Below are 19,268 nucleotides of genomic sequence, written 5' to 3'. Positions count from 1 at the left end.
AAGAAGCGCTTACATGTACAGAACTGAACGAAGAATAAACAAGGAATATTGACCCGTGTCTGACAAAGCAGAAAAATCCAGCAGCTCACTGAGTGAGAATGTAAAAGTTCTTATTCAGGCCATCATACTTGCTGTCTTCATTCGAACGGTTTTGTTTCAACCTTTTAGTATTCCATCGAGCTCAATGGAAAAGACGCTGCTTGTTGGCGACTATTTATTTGTATCGAAATTTTCCTACGGATATTCGAAGTTTTCGCTTCCATTTTCACCCAATCTTTTCAGCGGACGCATTTTCGGTTCTGAGCCTGAGAGAGGGGACATAATTGTTTTCCGTCCAGCTAATGAGCCGGGCACAGATTATATCAAGCGGTTAGTTGGGCTTCCTGGTGAAAAAATTCAGGTTACTGACGGTGTCTTATACATAGATGGTAAAGCCGTAGAGCGTGAGCTCGTTGGCAACTACACACCTGAGGGTGCGCAAGGTTCTGGCGCTGGTGTTCCAATCTACAAAGAAACACTGCCCAATGGTGTAAGCTACGATACATTGGATCTAAGCCCACGTTCGCCGGGAGACAATACGCGTGAATTTACTGTGCCTGAAGGCCATTACTTCATGATGGGTGATAATCGCGATAATTCGTCAGACAGTCGATTTGCGGTCGGTTTTGTTCCTTATGAGAATTTGGTTGGTAAGGCGCAGGTTATCTTCTTCTCAATTCAAGGCGGGGCATCGCCGCTTGAGATTTGGAAATGGCCATCAGCAGTTCGTGGTAGCCGAATTTTCTCCTCGCTTAATCCATGAAGGTGAATGCACGACATAAACTCTTCGCAGAACTCGAAGACGTTATTGATTACAAATTTTCAAGCTATGACCGTCTTGATCGGGCGCTCACACATTCAAGTGCGCGCGATCCTAAAGCTGGTAACTACGAGCGTTTGGAATTTTTAGGCGATCGGGTGCTGGGCTTATGCATTGCCGAATTGCTCTTTGGCAGGTTCAGTGATGCGGCTGAAGGTGAATTATCAGTTCGATTGAACAATCTGGTGAGTGCTGAAGCCTGTGCGAGCATTGCTGAAGATATGCAGTTACATAAATATATCATCACTGGTGCTGATGTGAAAAATATTAAAGCCAACACTATGTTAAGTGTGCGTGCCGATGTGATAGAATCGCTCATTGCTGCGATTTATCTTGATGGTGGTTTAGAGGCAGCTCGCCGGTTTATTTTAAAGTTTTGGACATCTCGCGCTTTGGCAAAAGCATCAATCCGACGGGATGCAAAGACTGAACTCCAAGAATGGTCGCATGCTGAATTTAAAGTGCCGCCAAGCTATAAAGTTGTTTCCCGCGATGGGCCTGATCATGCACCTGTCTTTAAGGTCGAAGTCCGCGTGGGCGAATTAAAATCTATAACCGGTTCCAGCAGCTCAAAACGTGGTGCTGAGCAGCTCGCAGCTGAGGCGATGCTTTTGCGAGAGGGTGTTTGGAGCAAGGACGAAAATGATGACTGATCAACTCGATGTAAATTCTGGTGTTGAAGGTAAAACGCATTCTGGTTTTGTCGCGCTTATTGGCGCGCCAAATGCGGGCAAATCAACATTGGTTAATCAGTTTGTTGGTGCCAAGGTTTCGATTGTTTCTCATAAAGTGCAAACCACGCGCGCCGTGGTGAGAGGCATTGCCATTCACGAACAAACGCAAATCGTGTTTGTTGATACGCCCGGTATTTTCACACCTAAACGCAGACTAGACCGTGCCATGGTGTCCACCGCATGGGGTGGTGCAAAAGACGCAGATATCATTTTGTTCATGGTAGATGCTCAAAAAGGCTTTGAAGGCGATGCTGAACGGATCCTTGAAGGGTTAAAGGGCATCAAGCAAAAGAAATGGTTGGTACTTAATAAGATTGACCGCGTTCCGTCGGAAAAGCTTCTCGAACTTGCTGAAAAAGCCAATGAAGAAGTCGAGTTTGACGGTACCTATATGATTTCGGCCCTTAAGGGGATGGGTTGCCCGAAGGTTTTAGAAGACTTGGCAAATGAATTGCCAGAAGGTCCTTGGTATTATCCTGAGGATCAGATTTCAGATCTGCCCCTACGACAGCTTGCGGCTGAAATCACGCGTGAGAAGCTTTATCACCGACTTCATCAGGAATTGCCTTATTCGTCTCATGTTGAAACTGAAAGCTGGGAAGAGAAAAAAGATGGTTCGGTTCGCATAGAGCAAGTGATCTATGTTGAGCGTGAAAGCCAGCGAAAGATCGTGCTTGGTAAAAAAGGTGAAACCATAAAAGCAATCGGCAAGGCTGCGCGAACAGAATTTGCCGAAATTCTTGAGCAAAAGGTTCACTTATTCCTCTTCGTCAAGGTGCGAGAAAACTGGGGCAATGATCCTGAACGTTATCGCGAAATGGGCCTTGATTTTCACGACTAATACGTCAATCTATCACCTATGGAATGGGTCGATGAAGGAATCATCTTAGGGGTTCGTAAACACGGTGAAACAAGCGCCGTTGTTGAAGTGATGACGCGTCATCATGGTCGCCATATGGGATTGGTGCGTGGCGGTCGCTCACGCAAAATGCAGCCCGTGCTTCAACCTGGAAACTCAGCAGATATTGTTTGGCGCGCACGACTTGATGAACATTTAGGTAGTTTTCAGGTCGAACCTGTGAAGATGCGTGCGGCGCAACTTATGGAAAGTGCCATTGGCATTTATGGCGTGCAGGCCATGGCTGCCATGCTTCGATTGCTGCCAGAACGCGATCCGCATGAAAACTTATACGAAGTATTTGAAGTGATCATCGATCATTTAGATAAACCCGCTGATGCAGGCGAATTATTTCTTAGGTTTGAATTGTCAATGCTAAATGAACTTGGCTTTGGTCTTGATCTAACAAAATGCGCATCGACCGGATCGCGTGATGGGTTGATATATATATCACCAAAATCAGGCCGTGCGGTTAGCGCAAGTGCTGGTGCGCCCTGGAAAGACAAGCTGTTCAAATATCCAGGCTTTTTGGTTGAGGGGAGTGTTGCGGCTGCAACGCGGTCTGAATTGAAAGAAGCATTTGAGATTACAAACCATTTTTTTGATAGGCATATTTATGGCCCACGCGCGAGCGAGCCACCAATGTCGCGTGAAGGATTTGTCTTAGCTGTACTAAAGGGGTTAGAGTAAGTTTCATCAGCTTGTTTGTGGGGGTAAAAGATATGCGCATATTTAAAAAATTGACGATATCAGGGGTATTGCTGCTTTGTGGCTTAACTTTTCAATCGCATGCAGAAGGGTTTGACCCTCATTCACCGGATTTTGATCCTGAGAAACAGTTTTCTATTACGCAATATGGCGCCATTATGGGTGACCCAGTGCAGCTTGATGTCATCTCTAGCAAGCGTGTTGCATTTACTGTTGTCACGGTTACGCCAACCCCACAAGGCTTGACGACGATGTTGTCGGTTGTGGAGCCGCAATATGACGGTAAACCTGGCTCTGGATATGCACTCATGTTGTCATTCGATGAAGTCGAATTGCTCAATAAGCTATTATATGAAACCCAATCTGCAGAGTTAAATAAGCTTGAAGCTTTTGGTGATCATCATTTGCTTGTGGGTCATGTGACTGAAAATGGTCATATATCTGGGGAAGTATCGGTATTATTTGAAAAAAATTCTACCGGTGAAAATGTCCGGATCGTTCAAATTCAAGGGGGAACACCCAACTTGTTTGAATTTAGCCGTAACGGCGTTGAAAAACTGATCAAACAGATTGCGCACTACGTTGATACAGCTGAAAAGCAGGCGGAAGCTACGAAGCTATAAAGCTGAAAACTGTGAGAATTTTAGCGAAGGCTCAATTCAAAAGGACTGCCTTGGCTGGCTTCGCGTCCTCGACCAATCGCATTCACCGCTTTAAGCAGTTTACCACCACGATTAAGTAAACGATCGCCGATTTCGATAATGCGGCGATTAGGTGTCGCACTTGGCGATGCTTCACGCAACCGGCTTGCGAGTTCAAAATCATCCTGATCAGGTTCAATTGCGAGCGCAGAGATCAAAGCAGCGGCGGGTGAGCGAGAAACGCCGAACCAACAATGTATCAAAAGCGGATTGTTTTGATCCCAATTGCGCGCAAACTCAATAACATCGAGTACATGCTGCTCATCGGGTGAGATCAACCCATCTGTTTCAAAGTTTATATCGTTTATTCCAACAGTAAGATGGCGCTCGGGGTCAATTGCATCGGGTCGATCAAACTCGTGCCCAGGGCTCATTAAGCTGATCATTTCACTTGAATTATATGAAACTGCGATCTTGCTAATGTCTTCCAAAGGGCAAACGACGATATAACTCATGATGATGCTCGCCTCGGTTTCTTGTTATTGGCAGCATTATTGCGCGCCGTTTCAATCTCATTAAATCTATGCAGAAATAATGCCTCAACTTCAACTGTTTCTTGCGGTGTAATCGTCAATTGCTCTTTGGTAATGCCGCGCGGTTGCCCGAAAAACGATCTTGCTTCTTTATCAGAAAACCCTGCTAATTCGGTTGCCTCAAAATATGCCGAGACCTGATCTGCGCGCTTGATGCGTTTTTTAAGCATGACAGATGCATGCGGTGGCAAGCCATATCTTAGATGAATGGCAGCCTCTAAGCGTGCTTCAACAGACTTGTAGCTATCGCCAATGATGGCTTTAAAGGGGGAAATCATATCACCAATGACATATTCTGGACCGTCGTGCAGGAGAGCAACAAGCTGCTCATCTGCGGTGCAATTGGGATTTGACAGAGTAAAAATTTTCTCGACCATCAAAGAATGTTGCGCGACAGAAAAGGCATACTTGCCTGTCGTCTGGCCATTCCATCGTGCAACACGTGCCAAGCCATGAATGATATCTTTGATTTCGATATCTAATGGGGAAGGATCTAACAGATCCAAGCGCCGCCCAGATAACATGCGTTGCCACGCCCGTGTTTGTTCGTCTTTTGCGCTCATGGCTTAAGAGGCACCTTTAAATGGTTCAATCGCAGCTTCTGCCCATTTTGGAAAAGTCGCGGTGACTTCATTCCCACCTGCGTAAATTGCTTGACCATTAGATAAGGCTTCAAAATAACGATCTACACGCACAATAGCCAACCCCGAATTTTCAAACACGGTGCCTAGTTTTCCTATGGGTTTTCCATTGGTTGATAACTCCGCACCGGTTTCAAGTGTGGTGTTACTTGATTGAATGAGTGCAATACGTTTACGAGCCGAAGATCGGTGTTGCATTCTTGAGACAACCTCTTGCCCAACATAGCACCCTTTTTTAAAATCAATACCGCCATTTAAGTCTAAATAGACATCATGAGGGAATACATCACTTGTCTCAAAATCTGTGTCTGATTCGGCTACGAAATTTGCAATGCGGATTTTTGAAAAAGTCGCATTTTCAAACGCATCACCGCTTATTTCATATGATCTGTAAACGCTGTCAGTATCTTTAAATCGCAAGTCTTTAAACGCGTTAGATGGCGTCTCAGTTTCATTCCAGATAGCAACGGGGCGCCATTCTTTAAGTATCGATATTTCCACATCCGCGCGTAACTTATAAAGCGTCATGCGTTTTTGAAAATCTTCAATCAGCTGTGTACGCATATCAAAGAAATAGCCATCATCGCCGAGCTTGCCCATTAAGAAGTCAAACGCGATTTTTCCTTGCGGGGTTAAAAGCGCACTGGGAACAACACTCGTGCCGTCAATTTTGTCGATGTTGGCAGTTACAAGGCCTTGCAGTAAAGTGCTGGCATCCTTGCCTTTTATAGCTAAAACGCTTCTATCTTTAAGGTTTTGAATTGGCACCTGACAGCTCCATCTACAGTTTCAAACCATAAGTAATTACCCGAGCATAATCGCACAAGGGGATATCAAGCTGTATCAAAGATAATTTTAGGCAGCTATTGAAGCGTACGCTCTGGAGAAAATTCACCAAGAACAATACGTTCACGCAGATCATTTAGCAGGGTTTCAGTTGCTTCTTCACCATGAATACGAATTGATTCTTGAATGGCCATTGCCATATTTGCATCAATCAGAATTTCAGGCTCAATGCCCTCTGCTACGCAAGACGCCCAAACATCATTTTGGTGCTCAAGAGCTGCTTGCATTTTTTCTTGGACAATCAAGTCTTCGAGTTCGTCCAATTGGTGTTCTGTTAGATCAGTCATAACGAAACGTTACTACCAATACTAATAAAGTACCAGTTCAAATTGGTACAATTGGAAAAAACTTGTGAGATGAAGTTAAAATTTTATTAAACATTTTTAAGAAAACGTAAAATATTAACAATCTTGTTGGATCAGTTAGAGTATCGCGACAATAATTCTTCTATTAGTGCTTTGCCTTCGCTGCGATAATTGGTTTCCACTAATTTAGCTGCATCGGTGCAGCTGGTGTAAACGGATGCAAAGGCGCGATAGCCCTTATTATACTTTGAGATAAGTAGTTTGCGGCGCAAAGGCTCATTTATCGTTTCTGCTTCAATAAATTCTTGCATCTTAATGCGGAATTGATCGTTTTTAGCCGTTCCGCACAGATTGGTAATGTAATGAAGTGCGCCCACAAGTTCTGCAACTCGGTGCAGACGGGTTTCATAAGGTGGAGTTGAACTCTGAACAGGCGCAGTGCCAGCATCTTGCGCCCTGGAAATTGGGGCAAAAAGGCTGAAAACCAAAACAGTTAAAGCAACACATCTGAAAGAAGATAACGACATGCTCATAGCCTATATCTTAAATTCAAATGTGTTGAAATACCAATCAGATGGATTTTATTGCTCAATTGGCACATCAGGCATAAATGCATGTGTGACAAAGGCAAATGTTAGATCATAGGCGATGTCTTCATCGCCCCGTTTTGCAATAACATTGCCGATTTGACGACCTTCTGCAATTTGCCGGGAATCAAGCGCGGATCGTGTTCCATCCGTCCATGTTAAAGTAATGCCTTCACGTTCAACCTTTTTTTCGTCACGAAGCTTTTGAAGTGAGATCACGAAGGGCTTATCACCATCTTTAACCGCAACTACATATGCGAGTGGAGGAATACCTTCCGGGAATTCACCATTGAACAAAAATGGACGATTAGCAGTGTCATATCTTACATATGGGTTTGTGCCATATTGACGAAGAAATGTATCGTTGGGCACCAGTACATCCGCATTAGGATGGCGCTTTGCAAAGCGTGACCAAGATTCTGTTCTGGATGGTAGGATTTTTAGCTTCTCACCTTGTAAGCTGCCAACAATGGATTCACCGGTGAATTGCTGCCACCAGCTTTCTGTCACGCGGTCATACATGATCATATCAGAATAGCGTAGCTTGCCGCTAACGCCGAATTCAGTCACACCGCCGCGAATTCTGCGATCAAATACCACTGCGGCATTGCATAATGGGCAATAGGTTACAGCAACGGGTGTGCCGCCAATTGTATCATTGACGATTTCGTGCCAGGTGAGAATGCGAATGGGGTAGGCTTTTGTTTCGCCGTTAATTGTGACGCTGATGACAGGTTCGTGTTCTTCCAAACCTTTAATATCTGCCACAGGCCAAAATTTCGGATCATCAATGGAAGGTATTCCGTCTTTCGGAGGGCCGCCGGATAAAATATCAACAAAGTCTACAGAGCTTTTTGAAAAGTCTGTTCGAGGCCATTCAAATTTCCAGAAATTTGGATCAGCTGCGGCATGTGTGATGCCCATAATAAGCGTGATAAACAGCGTAAGAGTGGTGCGTTTCATGCCAAAATCTCCTTTTGGCAGAATTATGACGCAATAATTTATTCAGTTCTAAACAATTTAGATCACATTATCTTGAGCTAAAGTCCCAAATTTCAGTAAATTATCTAGTTTGAACCAAATTCAAGCCTTTTGAGGCATTCGGCAACATTATTGGTCAGTGGAAGGGCATTTGCTTCTTCAAATGTATACCAGCCTAAATCTGCGGCATCATCGCCAGCGACAGCGCCATTTGTATCTGCAACATCTACCAAAAAGACATGCAGCTTAAAGCGTGGTATTTTTTCACCCAAATCATATTGGGCGAATGCTCTCGCATTATGTCCTTTAAGGTTAGTTTCTTCTAATAATTCACGAATTGCAGCGGCTTCTAATTGTTCACCTGGTTCGACATGCCCGCCGGGAAATGAATACATGCCCTTTGAGGGCTCTTTGCCGCGCTGAATAAGTAAGTATTTGTTCTTTGAGACAACTATTGCCGATGCGCCAAGTTTATATTCGTAGTTTTCATTTTGCATATTTTGACCAGTTTTTATCTTTAAACTTGACCGGACATTTAAACCTCTGACAAAGTTTAGCTATGTGTGGTCGGTTTTCACTTACAGCGAGTCCTGATGAGATCGCAGAATTTTTTGCTCTTCTGGAAATAGATCAATTTCCCGAACGTTACAATATTGCACCCACGCAACCGGTTATGATCATTATTGAGGGTGGGGCGAGTGCGAAAGGCTCAAATCTTCCTAATAGAAAGGCCATGCTGGTTCGCTGGGGATTTACCCCTACCTGGGTGAAAGATCCGAAAGATTTTCCGCTTCTAACCAACGCACGCAGTGAAACGGCGATTGGCAAGGCATCCTTTAAAGCTGCGATGCGTCATCGCCGTGTATTGGTGCCGGCATCTGGGTTTTATGAATGGAAGCGCCCGCCAAAAGGCTCAAAAGAAAAGTCGCAGGCCTATTGGGTGCGTCCAAAACATGGCAAGATCGTTGCATTTGCGGGCTTAATGGAAACATGGTCGTCGCCAGATGGCTCCGAAGTTGATACCGCTGCCATTTTAACAACAGCGGCCAACAACACATTGTCGCCAGTTCATCATCGCATGCCTGTGGTTATTCATCCTGAGGATTTTTCTCAATGGCTCGATTGTAAGACGCAAGAACCAAGGCATGTATCTCATTTGATGAAACCGGCGGATGATGACTATTTTGAGGCTATCGCGGTCTCAGATGCGGTGAATAAAGTTGCTAATACCGGGCCCGATATTCAAAAGGCTTTGACAGCTGAGCAACTCGCATTTGCGCAAACTCCGGTGGAAAAGCCAAAGAAAAAGGCGGCGCAGAAGTCATCTAATTCCGGGCAGATGGATCTGTTTTGATTTAAGCTAAAAGAACACAATATGTTCTTGACCCTTAGCGTTTTGCGCGGCATAAGGGAGTTATGAATACGAAAAACAGCGTAACTGCTATCATTATTTGCGGCATTATTAGCTAGCGTCTCGCTGGTCTGGCCGTTTTCGTCTCCTTTTACATGACAATTGAACGACTGGGCTACGGGCCGGAATTGCTATTGAGCTGCGCTTGAGGGATTGATGATTATGGGATCATTGCAACTTTATAACACTCTGACACGGAATAAATCAGAGTTTGTGCCAATCGATGAACAAAATGTCCGCATGTATGTATGCGGTCCAACTGTTTATGATTTTGCACATATTGGTAATGCACGACCCGTAATTGTTTTTGACGTGTTAAACCGTGTGCTCCGCGCTATTTATGGTGAAAAGCATGTCAATTATGTGCGCAACATTACCGATGTTGACGATAAAATTAATGCACGTGCTCTGCGCGATTTTCCGCAGTTACCATTAAATGATGCTATTGCGAAGGTGACAGAAAAAACCACCAAGCAATACCACGATGATGTGAAAGCACTCGGTTGCTTAGCACCGGATATTGAGCCGCGAGCAACTGAATATGTGACTGCGATGGCCGAAATGGCGCAGGATTTGATCAATAAAGGTTTCGCCTATGTTGCCGAAGGTACGCAAGGGCGGGAGGTCTTGTTTAGCGTTGAGTCCATGCCAAATTACGGTGCGTTATCCAACCGCAAACTTGAAGATCAAAAAGCTGGTGCTCGCATTGCAGTAGAGGATCATAAGCGAAATTCAGGTGACTTTGTGCTTTGGAAAGAATCTTCTGATTCTGAACCTGGTTGGGATGCAAACTTTACCGATAATGGAGACGCGCATCATATTAAAGGTCGTCCCGGTTGGCACATCGAATGTTCTGTGATGGCGCGCGAACATTTAGGCGAGGTCTTTGATATCCACGGCGGTGGGCTTGATCTGATTTTCCCACATCATGAAAATGAAATTGCACAATCTTGCTGCGCGCATGGCGAAGATAAGATGGCGCATACTTGGCTTCACAATGGTTTCTTGCAGCTTGAAGGGCGCAAGATGTCTAAGTCTGATGGTAACTTTGTCACCATCACTGAGTTGATGACGACCGACAAATTTGGTGGACGTAAATGGTCGGGCCAAGTTCTTAAGCTTGCTATGTTGATGACGCATTATCGTGAGCCGATTGATTTCTCGGTTAAGAGATTAGAAGAAGCGGAAGCGATTTGGAAAAAGTGGCCAACGGTTGAAAATACTAATGGTGCGGTTGCGCAATCTGTTATGGATGCCTTGCTGGATGATTTAAACACAGTCAATGCAATTCAAGCGATCCATACGCTTGCTGGTAAAGCGCATGAAAGCGATAAAGCAGCAGCAACATTTGCTGCAAGCGCGGATCTTTTGGGCCTGTTGCCGGTTGCGGAAGCCATTTCAGATGACACATCTTCTGACATTGAAACAAAAGTAGCGCAGCGACTTGAATGTCTTGCCAATAAAGACTGGGCACAGGCAGATCAAATTCGCGATGAATTGAAATCAATGGGTGTTTTGCTTAAAGACGGTAAGGATCCTGATACCGGCGAACGCGTGACAACTTGGGAGATGGAGCGGTGAGTAAACGTAGGCTCTTCCTTTTTGATACCACTTTACGTGACGGTCAGCAGACCCCGGGTATAGATTTTTCATTAGAAGACAAAATCAGCATCGCGAACATGCTTGATGAACTTGGCGTGGACTATGTTGAGGGTGGCTATCCTGGAGCTAATCCAACAGATACGGCGTTTTTCCAAAAACAAAGAACGCAAAATGCGTCTTTCGTAGCATTTGGGATGACAAAGCGTGCAGGGGTTTCAGCATCTAATGATCCAGGTCTTGCAGCGCTGTTGCAAGCCTCTGGTCAATCGGTTTGTTTTGTTGCCAAATCCTGGGATTATCATGTTCGTGTTGCTTTAGGCTGCACCAATGATGAAAACCTGGAGACGATTGAAGATAGCGTCAAGGCGACGATCGCAGCTGGCAAAGAGCCGATGGTGGATTGCGAGCACTTCTTTGACGGTTTTAAAGCAAATCCTGACTACGCCTTGGCTTGCGCAAAAACAGCATTTGACAGTGGTGCACGTTGGATTGTGTTGTGCGATACCAATGGTGGCACGCAGCCAAATGAAGTTGCTGATATTGTTGCAAAATTAATTGAGGCAGGTGTGCCGGGGGATCATTTGGGCATTCATGCGCATAATGATACTGGCCAAGCCGTTGCCAATTCGTTGGCTGCTGTTGAAGCAGGTGTGTGCCAAATACAAGGCACGCTAAATGGCATTGGAGAGCGCTGTGGTAACGCAAATCTTGTTACTTTAATTCCGACACTTTCGCTCAAGCCATATTACGCAGATCAATTTGAACTTGGCATAAAAGACAGCCAGCTTAAAAGTTTGACCGAAGTTTCGCGCGCATTTGATGAATTGCTCAACCGATCACCTGAGGCACAATCGCCTTTTGTTGGCGCGTCAGCTTTTGCGACGAAAGCGGGAATTCATGCATCTGCTTTGCTCAAGGATCCTAAAACCTACGAGCATGTGCCACCTGAAAGCGTCGGTAATTTGCGGAAAGTGATGGTCTCTGATCAAGGCGGGAAATCAAACTTCATTGATGCTTTGGAGCGTCGCGGTGTTTTTGTTGAAAAATCAGATCCTAAACTTGATACGTTGATCTCGATCTTAAAAGAGCGAGAAGCCATTGGGTATGCCTATGAGGGTGCTGATGCATCTTTTGAATTACTGGCTCTTAAAACACTTGGCAGTGTTCCCAAGTTTTTCGAAGTTGAGAGTTTCCGGGTTATGGTTGAGCGCCGGTTTGACGCTAATGGTGATCTCAAAACTGTTTCTGAGGCTGTTGTTAAGGCGCATATTGATGGTCACGAAGCTATGTCTGTTGCTGAAGGGCAGGGGCCGGTTAACGCGCTCGATAAGGCTTTGCGCAAAGATCTTGGAAAATATCAGAACGAAATTTCCGATCTTGAATTGGTGGATTATAAAGTGCGTATTCTAAATGGTGGTACAGAAGCGATCACCCGAGTATTGATAGAATCTCGTGATGGCACGGGGCGCCGTTGGTGGACCGTTGGCGTTTCGGATAACATCATAGATGCATCTTTCCAGGCTTTGATGGATTCTATTGTCTTTAAGCTTATGAAAAATAGAAGCCTTGCCGGCCAAGTCGCCGCAGAATAGGTCGCTTTTGTCACAAAAACCACAACAAGAAGACACACCGCTTGGTTTATTTTATGCCACAAGTGCTTTTGTGCTTTGGGGATTGCTGCCATTTTTACTGAAAGCTGTGGAGCATATTCCCGCAGTGGAAGTCGTTGCGCATCGCGTGATTTGGTCATTACCGATTGTAGCGGCGATTTTGATTTACACCAAAAGAACAGCTGACATAAAGGCTGCATTTAAATCACCTAGAACTTTAGGTATGGCGGTTATTTGCGCGTTTTTAATCTCAATTAATTGGGGCATTTACGTTTGGGCTATATCGGTTGAACGCACTGTTGAAGCTTCAATGGGATATTACATCACACCGCTTGTTGCGATCTTGGTTGGCGCTACAATTTTGGGTGAAAAACTCAGTACGGGACACAAAATTTCTGCGGCGATTGCCACCGTAGCCGTGGCGATTTTGGCCTGGGATGCGGGCAGTGTGCCGCTTGTTGCACTTGGTTTAGCAGGTTCATGGAGCATTTATTCGTTTTTGCGCAAAACCCTTCCCATTGGCGCAAATCAAGGCTTCATGCTTGAAGTTCTAATTTTGCTCATCCCGTCGTTGGTCATTGTGGGATGGTTGACGATTGATGGTAGCAGCCACTTTGGTCAGACAGTACCGTTTGATATCGCCTTGTTGCTATTTTGCGGAGCGGCAACTGCGGTCCCGCTTATGCTCTTTACCAATGGCACGCGCTTAATCCGTATGTCGTCATTGGGCGTATTGCAGTTTATCGCTCCCACAATCATATTTCTGGTTGCGGTGTTGATTTTCGACGAGCCTTTTAGTTCTATTAAAATGCTCGCCTTTGTATTGATTTGGATTGCGATGAGTGTTTTTGCTTATACGCTTGTGAAAAAATCACCCAGCTGACTTTAAAATACTCGGCACAATTTCTTCCGCTTTATTAACAACTATTGGCTGAACCAGATGTTGGGTATGAATAAAGCCTTGCGAGCTCATATGTGAAATGAGCTTTGTGAGCGGATCCCAAAAACCATTGATATTTGCAATGACAATAGGCTTCTTGTGTCGGCCCAGCTGCGCCCATGTCATGATTTCTGTTAGCTCTTCAAGCGTGCCAATGCCCCCCGGTAAAGTGACAAATGCATCCGCATGCTCAAACATTTTGTGTTTTCGCTCATGCATGTTTTTTGTGATGATTGAGCTTGTTAAATGCCCAATTCGATCAACATCACCCTCTTTCCCCAGTAAAAACTCTGGAATTATGCCCGTGACATGCCCTCCAGCGTTTAAAGCGGCATCTGCAACGGCTCCCATAATGCCATAAGTGCCGCCGCCATAGATGAGTTTTAAGCCATTTTCGGCAATGGACGTGCCGAGTGTTTCAGCCGCTAGTTTAAACGTAGGGTCCGCACCAGTTTGAGAACCACAATACACGCAAATAGATCGAATCGTTTGGTTAGAATTTGTCATAAATTTTATTGAATAGAACTGAGAATTGTACGTCAAGAACTGCCTAATAATCTGGCAATTTATGCTTTGATTATCAATACTTGTGTCTATTGAATAAAATGGTTAATTATGAACAAAAGGGTTTGCGCACGGCTTGCGCTGGTTGGAGAATTTAATGCTGAATGTAAAAGCAATTTTGACGACACTTTCTGGTGTTCTTATCGTTGGTAGCATCGGAACCTATGTGGTTCTGGAAAACCGAAAGTCTCAAGACGCACCTGTTGAGGTGAGCGCACCAGCTGCGAGTAATGAAGCAGTCAAAGAGGAAAGCGTGGCTGCTGCAACTGATGATGCTTCAACGCAAACTCAAACGGAAGAAGTAGCGACAGCGACAGAGCAAGAACCAGCCGCAAGCGAAGAAGCTGCATCGCCTACCGCTGATTGGGTAATGCCTGCCTTTGATTTGTTACGAGTTGAGCCAGATGGTTCGACGGTGATTGCAGGGCGTGGCCAACCAAATACCTCGCTTAAAATTATGAATGGCGAAGAAATGATCGCGGAAACAGATGTCGGTCCTTCCGGTGATTTTGTGGTTATCTTTGATGAGGCGCTTAATTCTGGTGATTACCAATTATCGCTTAAAGTTGAAGATGAAAATGGTACATCATTAACATCTGAAGAAACGGCAATCGTATCAGTGCCTGAAGATGCAAGTGGTCAGTTGCTAGCAATGGTTCAAAAACCAGGCGAAGCGAGCCGAATTATCACTCAGCCAGAAACTGCGCCGGTTGAAGAAGCGTTGACCACCGCTGAAAGCGCAACGGAAGAGAAGCCTACTGCGACAGCGGAAGTTGCTGAGAACACAACGGCTGCGACTGAAGAAGTGGCTGAGAAAGCCGCTGACGTTACTGAAAGCGCACAAGCGGAAGCTGGAGAAACCGCAACAGTCGTTGAAAATGCAACTGAAAGCGCTGTTGAAACCGTAACAAAAATTGCTGAAGCGGCGACAGAAGCAAAAACTGCTGTTGAAGAGAAAGCGGCAGAGATTGCCAGCAATGTCACCAATGATGAAACAGTAAAAGCTGCGACCAGTGAAGCTGAAACAATTGTAGCTGATGCAAAAGATGCGGTTGAAACAGTTATGGAAAAAGCAACGGAAGAAGTAGCTGACGCCGCTGACAAGGTTATGGAAAAGACCGAGGAAGCGATGGAAACAGCAAAAGCTGCTGTTGAAGAAACTGCAGAGAAGGCTGTCGAGGGAACTGAAAATGTAGTTGCTGCGCTTACCTCTGAAAATAGCGAAGCCAGTGACACGCAACGTGAGTCTCAAGCCGCAGCTACGAATGAGCAGCCGCAAGAAGAAAAAATGGAAACCAAGACCGCCGAGCCTGTTGCAGAAAAGCCAGCAGTTGAAGAAAAACCAAAAGCACCTTCGCAAAATGTGCGTATTGAAGCGGTTGAGGTTGAGGGCAGTAAGCTATTCGTCGCCGGTTCAGGTACTGCAGGTTATCAGGTGCGGGTGTTTGCCGATGATGAAGAAGTTGGACTTGCTAATATTGAAAGCAATGGACGCTTTATTGTTGAAGCGACAAAAGATCTTGACGTTGGTCAGCACAAAATCACTGCTGCGCTTGAAGATAAGCAGACTAACCAAGTGATCTTGCGTGCAATTGTACCGTTTAATCGTCCAGAAGGTCAGGCCCTTGCAGCTGTAGCATCCAATGATACTGCTGAAACTGACGAAAAGCCTGTTGAAGATAAGTCAACTGAAACTGCGATGGTCAAAGAAGAGCCTAAAGCTGCGGATACAAATTCAGCGACTGAAACAGCCTCAGCATCTAATACTGATGCGCAAGCAGCTTCGGCTGAGACATCATCTGACGCTGCCTCATCAGAGACGATGACGAAAGAAGAAGAGATGGTGAAATCTGAAGAAGCTGAAGTGACATCTACAGCTGCAACAGATACATCAACGAGCACTGATACATCTTCAAGCGCGACTGAACAGGCAGAAGGCACCGCAAGCGCTACAGAGGAAAAAACAGCTGTTGCTGCGGCAAATGACAATCAGGCGAGTGAGCCAAAAACGATTGTTCAAGATGAGTTGCAACCTGCCAGCAGTCAATCTGTGATCATTCGCCGTGGTGATACATTGTGGCAGATCGCGCGCCGAACTTATGGTGCGGGTGTGAGATATACAACGATTTATCTTGCCAATCAGCAGCAGATTGAAAACCCAGATAAGATTGCACCAGGTCAGATTTTTGAAGTGCCTGAAGAAGCCTTGGAAAATGCTGAGCAATTGCACAGACAGCGTTTGGGTCTTGAATAGTACCCATCATTCATGTTGACCATGAAACTTTCATCGTATATCGTCGATATACGATGAAAGGTGAATAATGTCGGTAGATATTGAAAGGCAAGCGGTCAAGCTTGCGGCTCTCGCGCATCCTGCAAGACTTAAAATTGTACGACAATTGGCGAATGAAAATGCCTGTTGCGTCAAACATTTAGTCGGCACAACGGATCTTGCGCAATCAACGGTATCTCAGCATTTAAAAACACTATTAAAAGCAGATCTTGTCTTTTTTAGAATGGAAAAACAGGCGTCTTGGTATGAGATAAACCGCGAGGAGTTTGCACAACTCTCCAAGGAACTCGACCACATGTTTAAAGACTGCTGCAAGGGGTGCGACAGCTAACTGCAATGCGGTTGACTGTGTCAATTTTTTAGGTAGCGATAATTTATGAATAAGAAAATAGTTTCAGCCGATGACGGTAATCCCTATCAGTCGTTGAAAAATCTCTGGCCTTACATGTGGCCTTCTGACAGACCAGATCTAAAGCGCCGCGTCGTCATAGCACTTGGGTTCCTGGTTCTTTCTAAAGTTATCTTGGTCATTGTTCCAAGCATCTTGGAATGGGCGACAGATGCGCTGACTGGCACGTTAGAATCTAATTCTATTTCACCGTTTTTACTCGCACCTGTGATGCTGGTTATTGCTTATAACGCAGCGCGATTGTTGCAATGGGGTTTTAACCAGTTGCGCGATGCATTGTTTGCAAAAGTTGGGCAGCACGCCGTTCGACAATTGGCGTTTAAAACGTTTGTTCATATGCATAAGCTCTCGCTTCGTTTTCACTTAGAACGCCGCACAGGTGGGCTTTCCCGCATTATTGAACGTGGAACCAAAGGTATTGAAACCATTGTTCGCTTCACGATTTTAAACATGGCACCAACCGTGCTTGAATTTGGACTTGTTGCGCTCATCTTCCTGTTCAAGTTTGGCCTATCATACGTTGCGGTCACCGCGGTCACGGTTTGGTTTTATATCTGGTTTACGATCCGCGCGAGTGATTGGCGTATTCAAATCAGACGCGACATGAACAATTCCGATACGGATGCCAATACCAAAGCCATTGATTCACTTTTAAACTTCGAAACTGTCAAATATTTCGGCAATGAAGAGATGGAAGCCAAACGATTTGATAAATCTATGGCAAGCTATGAGAAGTCAGCGACACAAGTTTGGACGTCTTTAGGTTGGCTCAACTTCGGGCAAGGCGCAATTTTTGGTGTTGGAATGACCATCATGATGGTGATGTCGGCGCTTGCCGTGCAGCGTGGTGAGCAAACGCTGGGTGAGTTTATCTATATAAATGCGATGTTAATGCAGCTTTCTATCCCACTGAATTTTATTGGGTTTGTTTATCGTGAGATTAGGCAAGGTTTGACCGATCTTGAACAGATGTTTGATCTGCTTGAGATTGAAGCAGAAATTGAAGATGCGCCGGATGCCAAGAAGCTCGATATTCAGGAAGGCTCGATCAAATTTGATGATGTTCACTTTGCCTATGATGAAAACAGACAGATTTTAAATGGCATTTCCTTTGATGTGCCTGCGGGTAAAACTGTCGCCATTGTGGGGCCGTCAGGGGCAGGGAAGTCTACTTTATCACGGTTATTGTTCCGTTTTTATGACGTGCAATCGGGCAAGATTACTATTGATGACCAGGATGTTCGAGACGTAGAGCAACGCAGTTTGCGTGCGGCTATTGGTATGGTGCCGCAAGATACGGTGCTGTTTAACGATACGATTGCTTATAACATTCGCTATGGACGTCCAAGCGCGACAGAACAGGAAGTGCGTGATGCTGCGGAAATGGCGCAGATCGGCAATTTTATCAAATCATTGCCTGAAGGTTATGATGCGATGGTCGGAGAGCGTGGATTAAAGCTGTCGGGTGGCGAAAAACAGCGCGTTGCGATAGCACGAACAATTTTAAAAGCGCCGCCAATTTTGATCTTGGATGAAGCAACTTCTGCGCTTGATACTGCAACCGAGCAGGAAATTCAGGCATCACTGGATTTTGTGTCTAAAGACAGAACAACGCTGGTCATTGCGCACAGATTATCAACCGTAATTAACGCCGATGAGATCATTGTGTTGAAAGATGGCGTGATTGCTGAGAAAGGAACGCATACGGATTTGCTCGCGCAAAAAGGTCTTTATGCATCGATGTGGGATCGCCAGCGCGAAGCCACTGAAGCGGAAGAACATCTCAAGCGCGTTCATGAAAGCGATGACCTTGGCATCATAAAGCGGAATAAAACGACACCAATTGCGGAATAATTCCGCTTCTAGCTCTCAAATTGTTGTTCTAGATTGCATATATTTCATTTAGCAGTTAGCTAAGTGAAAAAACAATCAAACAGGGCTTAAAATGAGCATCGCAAGCAGCATCAGAAACACAATTGTTCCTATCCACCCAGAGGGTTACAAGTTTATCGCAATATTCTTTGTGGCATCGGTCATATTGGGTTGGTTATTTGATCCGCTATTTTGGATTGGTTTGCTCCTCACCGCTTGGTGTGCATATTTCTTCCGCGATCCGGAAAGACTAACACCGCTTGAGAAGAATTGGACGATCAGCCCAGCAGATGGTCGTGTGTCCTCCATTGTTAAAATGGTGCCACCTTCAGAGCTCGATTTGGGTGATGAAGAGATGTGGCGCATTTCTGTCTTTATGAATGTGTTTAACTGCCATGTTAATCGTGCGCCGATGGAAGGTAAGATCAAATTGGTCAATTACCAAAAAGGCGACTTTTTGAATGCAGAACTCGATAAAGCGAGCACCGATAATGAGCGCAATGGATTAGTAATTGAAACAGAGCACGGCGATATCGGTGTTGTTCAGATTGCTGGTCTGGTTGCACGGCGCATTGTGTGTTGGTCAAAAGCTGCTGACCATCTAGATGTTGGCGAACGTTTTGGTCTTATCAGGTTTGGATCGCGTTTAGATGTGTTTTTACCCGCGCATGCGCGCCCATTGGTAACTTTGGGGCAAACTGCTATAGCTGGTGAAACTGTACTTGCTGAGTTTGGTTCGGATATGGGGCCAGTTGTGAGCCGCAGGGATTAATG

The 19,268-nt window shown here is 45.1% G+C and carries 21 protein-coding genes; 13 read left to right on the top strand and 8 right to left on the bottom strand.

What is annotated here, in order from left to right; translation table 11 throughout:
- Positions 1 to 55: 55 nt before the first annotated feature.
- The 5 genes from lepB to ACZ1GZ_RS14605 are packed head-to-tail and all read left to right on the top strand — an operon-like array spanning position 56 to position 3,822.
- A complete protein-coding gene (gene lepB, locus ACZ1GZ_RS14625; protein WP_472665626.1) occupies positions 56 to 802 on the top strand; it encodes a signal peptidase I in 747 nt (248 codons plus the stop codon).
- On the top strand, positions 799 to 1,512 hold the full coding sequence (gene rnc / locus ACZ1GZ_RS14620; RefSeq protein ID WP_472665625.1) for a ribonuclease III: 714 nt from the start codon (positions 799 to 801) through the stop codon (positions 1,510 to 1,512). Before lepB ends, rnc begins: the two co-directional genes overlap by 4 nt.
- Positions 1,505 to 2,434 carry a GTPase Era gene (gene era / locus ACZ1GZ_RS14615; RefSeq protein ID WP_472665624.1) on the top strand — a complete coding sequence of 310 codons (930 nt, stop codon included), beginning with the start codon at positions 1,505 to 1,507 and terminating at the stop codon, positions 2,432 to 2,434. The genes rnc and era overlap by 8 nt, the downstream gene beginning before the upstream one ends.
- Positions 2,435 to 2,452: 18 nt before the next feature.
- Positions 2,453 to 3,181, top strand: coding sequence for a DNA repair protein RecO (gene recO / locus ACZ1GZ_RS14610; protein WP_472665623.1), 729 nt, complete (start codon positions 2,453 to 2,455; stop codon positions 3,179 to 3,181).
- Positions 3,182 to 3,213: 32 nt separating this feature from the next.
- Positions 3,214 to 3,822: a hypothetical protein gene (locus ACZ1GZ_RS14605; protein ID WP_472665622.1), complete on the top strand. Its 609-nt coding sequence runs from the start codon at positions 3,214 to 3,216 to the stop codon at positions 3,820 to 3,822.
- 20 nt (positions 3,823 to 3,842) lie between these two features.
- On the opposite strand, the gene ACZ1GZ_RS14600 is transcribed toward ACZ1GZ_RS14605, so the two are convergent.
- The 7 genes from ACZ1GZ_RS14600 to ACZ1GZ_RS14570 all read right to left on the bottom strand — a co-directional run bounded on the left by ACZ1GZ_RS14600 (position 3,843) and on the right by ACZ1GZ_RS14570 (position 8,290).
- Positions 3,843 to 4,355 carry a tyrosine phosphatase family protein gene (locus ACZ1GZ_RS14600; protein ID WP_472665621.1) on the bottom strand — a complete coding sequence of 171 codons (513 nt, stop codon included), beginning with the start codon at positions 4,353 to 4,355 and terminating at the stop codon, positions 3,843 to 3,845.
- Positions 4,352 to 4,996 (bottom strand): YfbR-like 5'-deoxynucleotidase, encoded by a 645-nt coding sequence (locus tag ACZ1GZ_RS14595; RefSeq protein WP_472665620.1) that lies wholly within the window; start codon positions 4,994 to 4,996, stop codon positions 4,352 to 4,354. The genes ACZ1GZ_RS14600 and ACZ1GZ_RS14595 overlap by 4 nt, the downstream gene beginning before the upstream one ends.
- Positions 4,997 to 4,999: 3 nt before the next feature.
- Positions 5,000 to 5,842: a CAF17-like 4Fe-4S cluster assembly/insertion protein YgfZ gene (gene ygfZ / locus ACZ1GZ_RS14590; RefSeq protein WP_472665619.1), complete on the bottom strand. Its 843-nt coding sequence runs from the start codon at positions 5,840 to 5,842 to the stop codon at positions 5,000 to 5,002.
- A gap of 95 nt (positions 5,843 to 5,937) precedes the next feature.
- Complete coding sequence (locus ACZ1GZ_RS14585) at positions 5,938 to 6,207, bottom strand: hypothetical protein (protein ID WP_472665618.1); 270 nt, start codon at positions 6,205 to 6,207, stop codon at positions 5,938 to 5,940.
- Positions 6,208 to 6,338: 131 nt separating this feature from the next.
- The gene (locus ACZ1GZ_RS14580) at positions 6,339 to 6,752 is read right to left on the bottom strand and encodes a TIGR02301 family protein (protein WP_472665617.1); all 414 of its coding nucleotides are present in this window, start codon (positions 6,750 to 6,752) and stop codon (positions 6,339 to 6,341) included.
- A 54-nt stretch (positions 6,753 to 6,806) separates the two neighbouring features.
- The gene (locus tag ACZ1GZ_RS14575; RefSeq protein ID WP_472665616.1) at positions 6,807 to 7,775 is read right to left on the bottom strand and encodes a DUF3179 domain-containing protein; all 969 of its coding nucleotides are present in this window, start codon (positions 7,773 to 7,775) and stop codon (positions 6,807 to 6,809) included.
- Positions 7,776 to 7,879: 104 nt separating this feature from the next.
- The gene (locus ACZ1GZ_RS14570; RefSeq protein ID WP_472665615.1) at positions 7,880 to 8,290 is read right to left on the bottom strand and encodes an NUDIX hydrolase; all 411 of its coding nucleotides are present in this window, start codon (positions 8,288 to 8,290) and stop codon (positions 7,880 to 7,882) included.
- Positions 8,291 to 8,352: 62 nt separating this feature from the next.
- Here ACZ1GZ_RS14570 and ACZ1GZ_RS14565 point away from each other — a divergent pair, with 62 nt between their 5' ends.
- The 4 genes from ACZ1GZ_RS14565 (at position 8,353) to rarD (ending at position 13,299) form a co-directional block, all read left to right on the top strand.
- Complete coding sequence (locus ACZ1GZ_RS14565) at positions 8,353 to 9,147, top strand: SOS response-associated peptidase (RefSeq protein ID WP_472665614.1); 795 nt, start codon at positions 8,353 to 8,355, stop codon at positions 9,145 to 9,147.
- A gap of 219 nt (positions 9,148 to 9,366) precedes the next feature.
- Complete coding sequence (cysS, locus tag ACZ1GZ_RS14560) at positions 9,367 to 10,785, top strand: cysteine--tRNA ligase (RefSeq protein ID WP_472665613.1); 1,419 nt, start codon at positions 9,367 to 9,369, stop codon at positions 10,783 to 10,785.
- Entirely contained in the window at positions 10,782 to 12,398 is a 1,617-nt protein-coding gene (cimA, locus tag ACZ1GZ_RS14555; protein ID WP_472665612.1) for a citramalate synthase, read from the top strand. Before cysS ends, cimA begins: the two co-directional genes overlap by 4 nt.
- Before the next feature lie 7 nt (positions 12,399 to 12,405).
- Positions 12,406 to 13,299 (top strand): EamA family transporter RarD, encoded by an 894-nt coding sequence (gene rarD, locus ACZ1GZ_RS14550; RefSeq protein WP_472665611.1) that lies wholly within the window; start codon positions 12,406 to 12,408, stop codon positions 13,297 to 13,299.
- On the opposite strand, the gene ACZ1GZ_RS14545 is transcribed toward rarD, so the two are convergent.
- Entirely contained in the window at positions 13,288 to 13,863 is a 576-nt protein-coding gene (locus ACZ1GZ_RS14545; protein WP_472665610.1) for an LOG family protein, read from the bottom strand. The two genes, rarD and ACZ1GZ_RS14545, sit on opposite strands and share 12 nt — an antisense overlap.
- Before the next feature lie 154 nt (positions 13,864 to 14,017).
- Between ACZ1GZ_RS14545 and ACZ1GZ_RS14540 the strand changes: the two genes are divergently transcribed.
- The 4 genes from ACZ1GZ_RS14540 to ACZ1GZ_RS14525 all read left to right on the top strand — a co-directional run bounded on the left by ACZ1GZ_RS14540 (position 14,018) and on the right by ACZ1GZ_RS14525 (position 19,266).
- Complete coding sequence (locus ACZ1GZ_RS14540) at positions 14,018 to 16,174, top strand: LysM peptidoglycan-binding domain-containing protein (RefSeq protein ID WP_472665609.1); 2,157 nt, start codon at positions 14,018 to 14,020, stop codon at positions 16,172 to 16,174.
- 67 nt (positions 16,175 to 16,241) lie between these two features.
- Entirely contained in the window at positions 16,242 to 16,544 is a 303-nt protein-coding gene (locus tag ACZ1GZ_RS14535; RefSeq protein ID WP_472665608.1) for an ArsR/SmtB family transcription factor, read from the top strand.
- A gap of 45 nt (positions 16,545 to 16,589) precedes the next feature.
- Positions 16,590 to 18,476 carry an ABCB family ABC transporter ATP-binding protein/permease gene (locus tag ACZ1GZ_RS14530; protein ID WP_472665607.1) on the top strand — a complete coding sequence of 629 codons (1,887 nt, stop codon included), beginning with the start codon at positions 16,590 to 16,592 and terminating at the stop codon, positions 18,474 to 18,476.
- Positions 18,477 to 18,567: 91 nt separating this feature from the next.
- On the top strand, positions 18,568 to 19,266 hold the full coding sequence (locus ACZ1GZ_RS14525) for a phosphatidylserine decarboxylase (protein ID WP_472665606.1): 699 nt from the start codon (positions 18,568 to 18,570) through the stop codon (positions 19,264 to 19,266).
- Positions 19,267 to 19,268 lie beyond the last annotated feature (2 nt).

This window comes from Lentilitoribacter sp. JB5-8, assembly GCF_055693385.1.
This window is presented reverse-complemented; position numbering and strand designations above follow the sequence as displayed.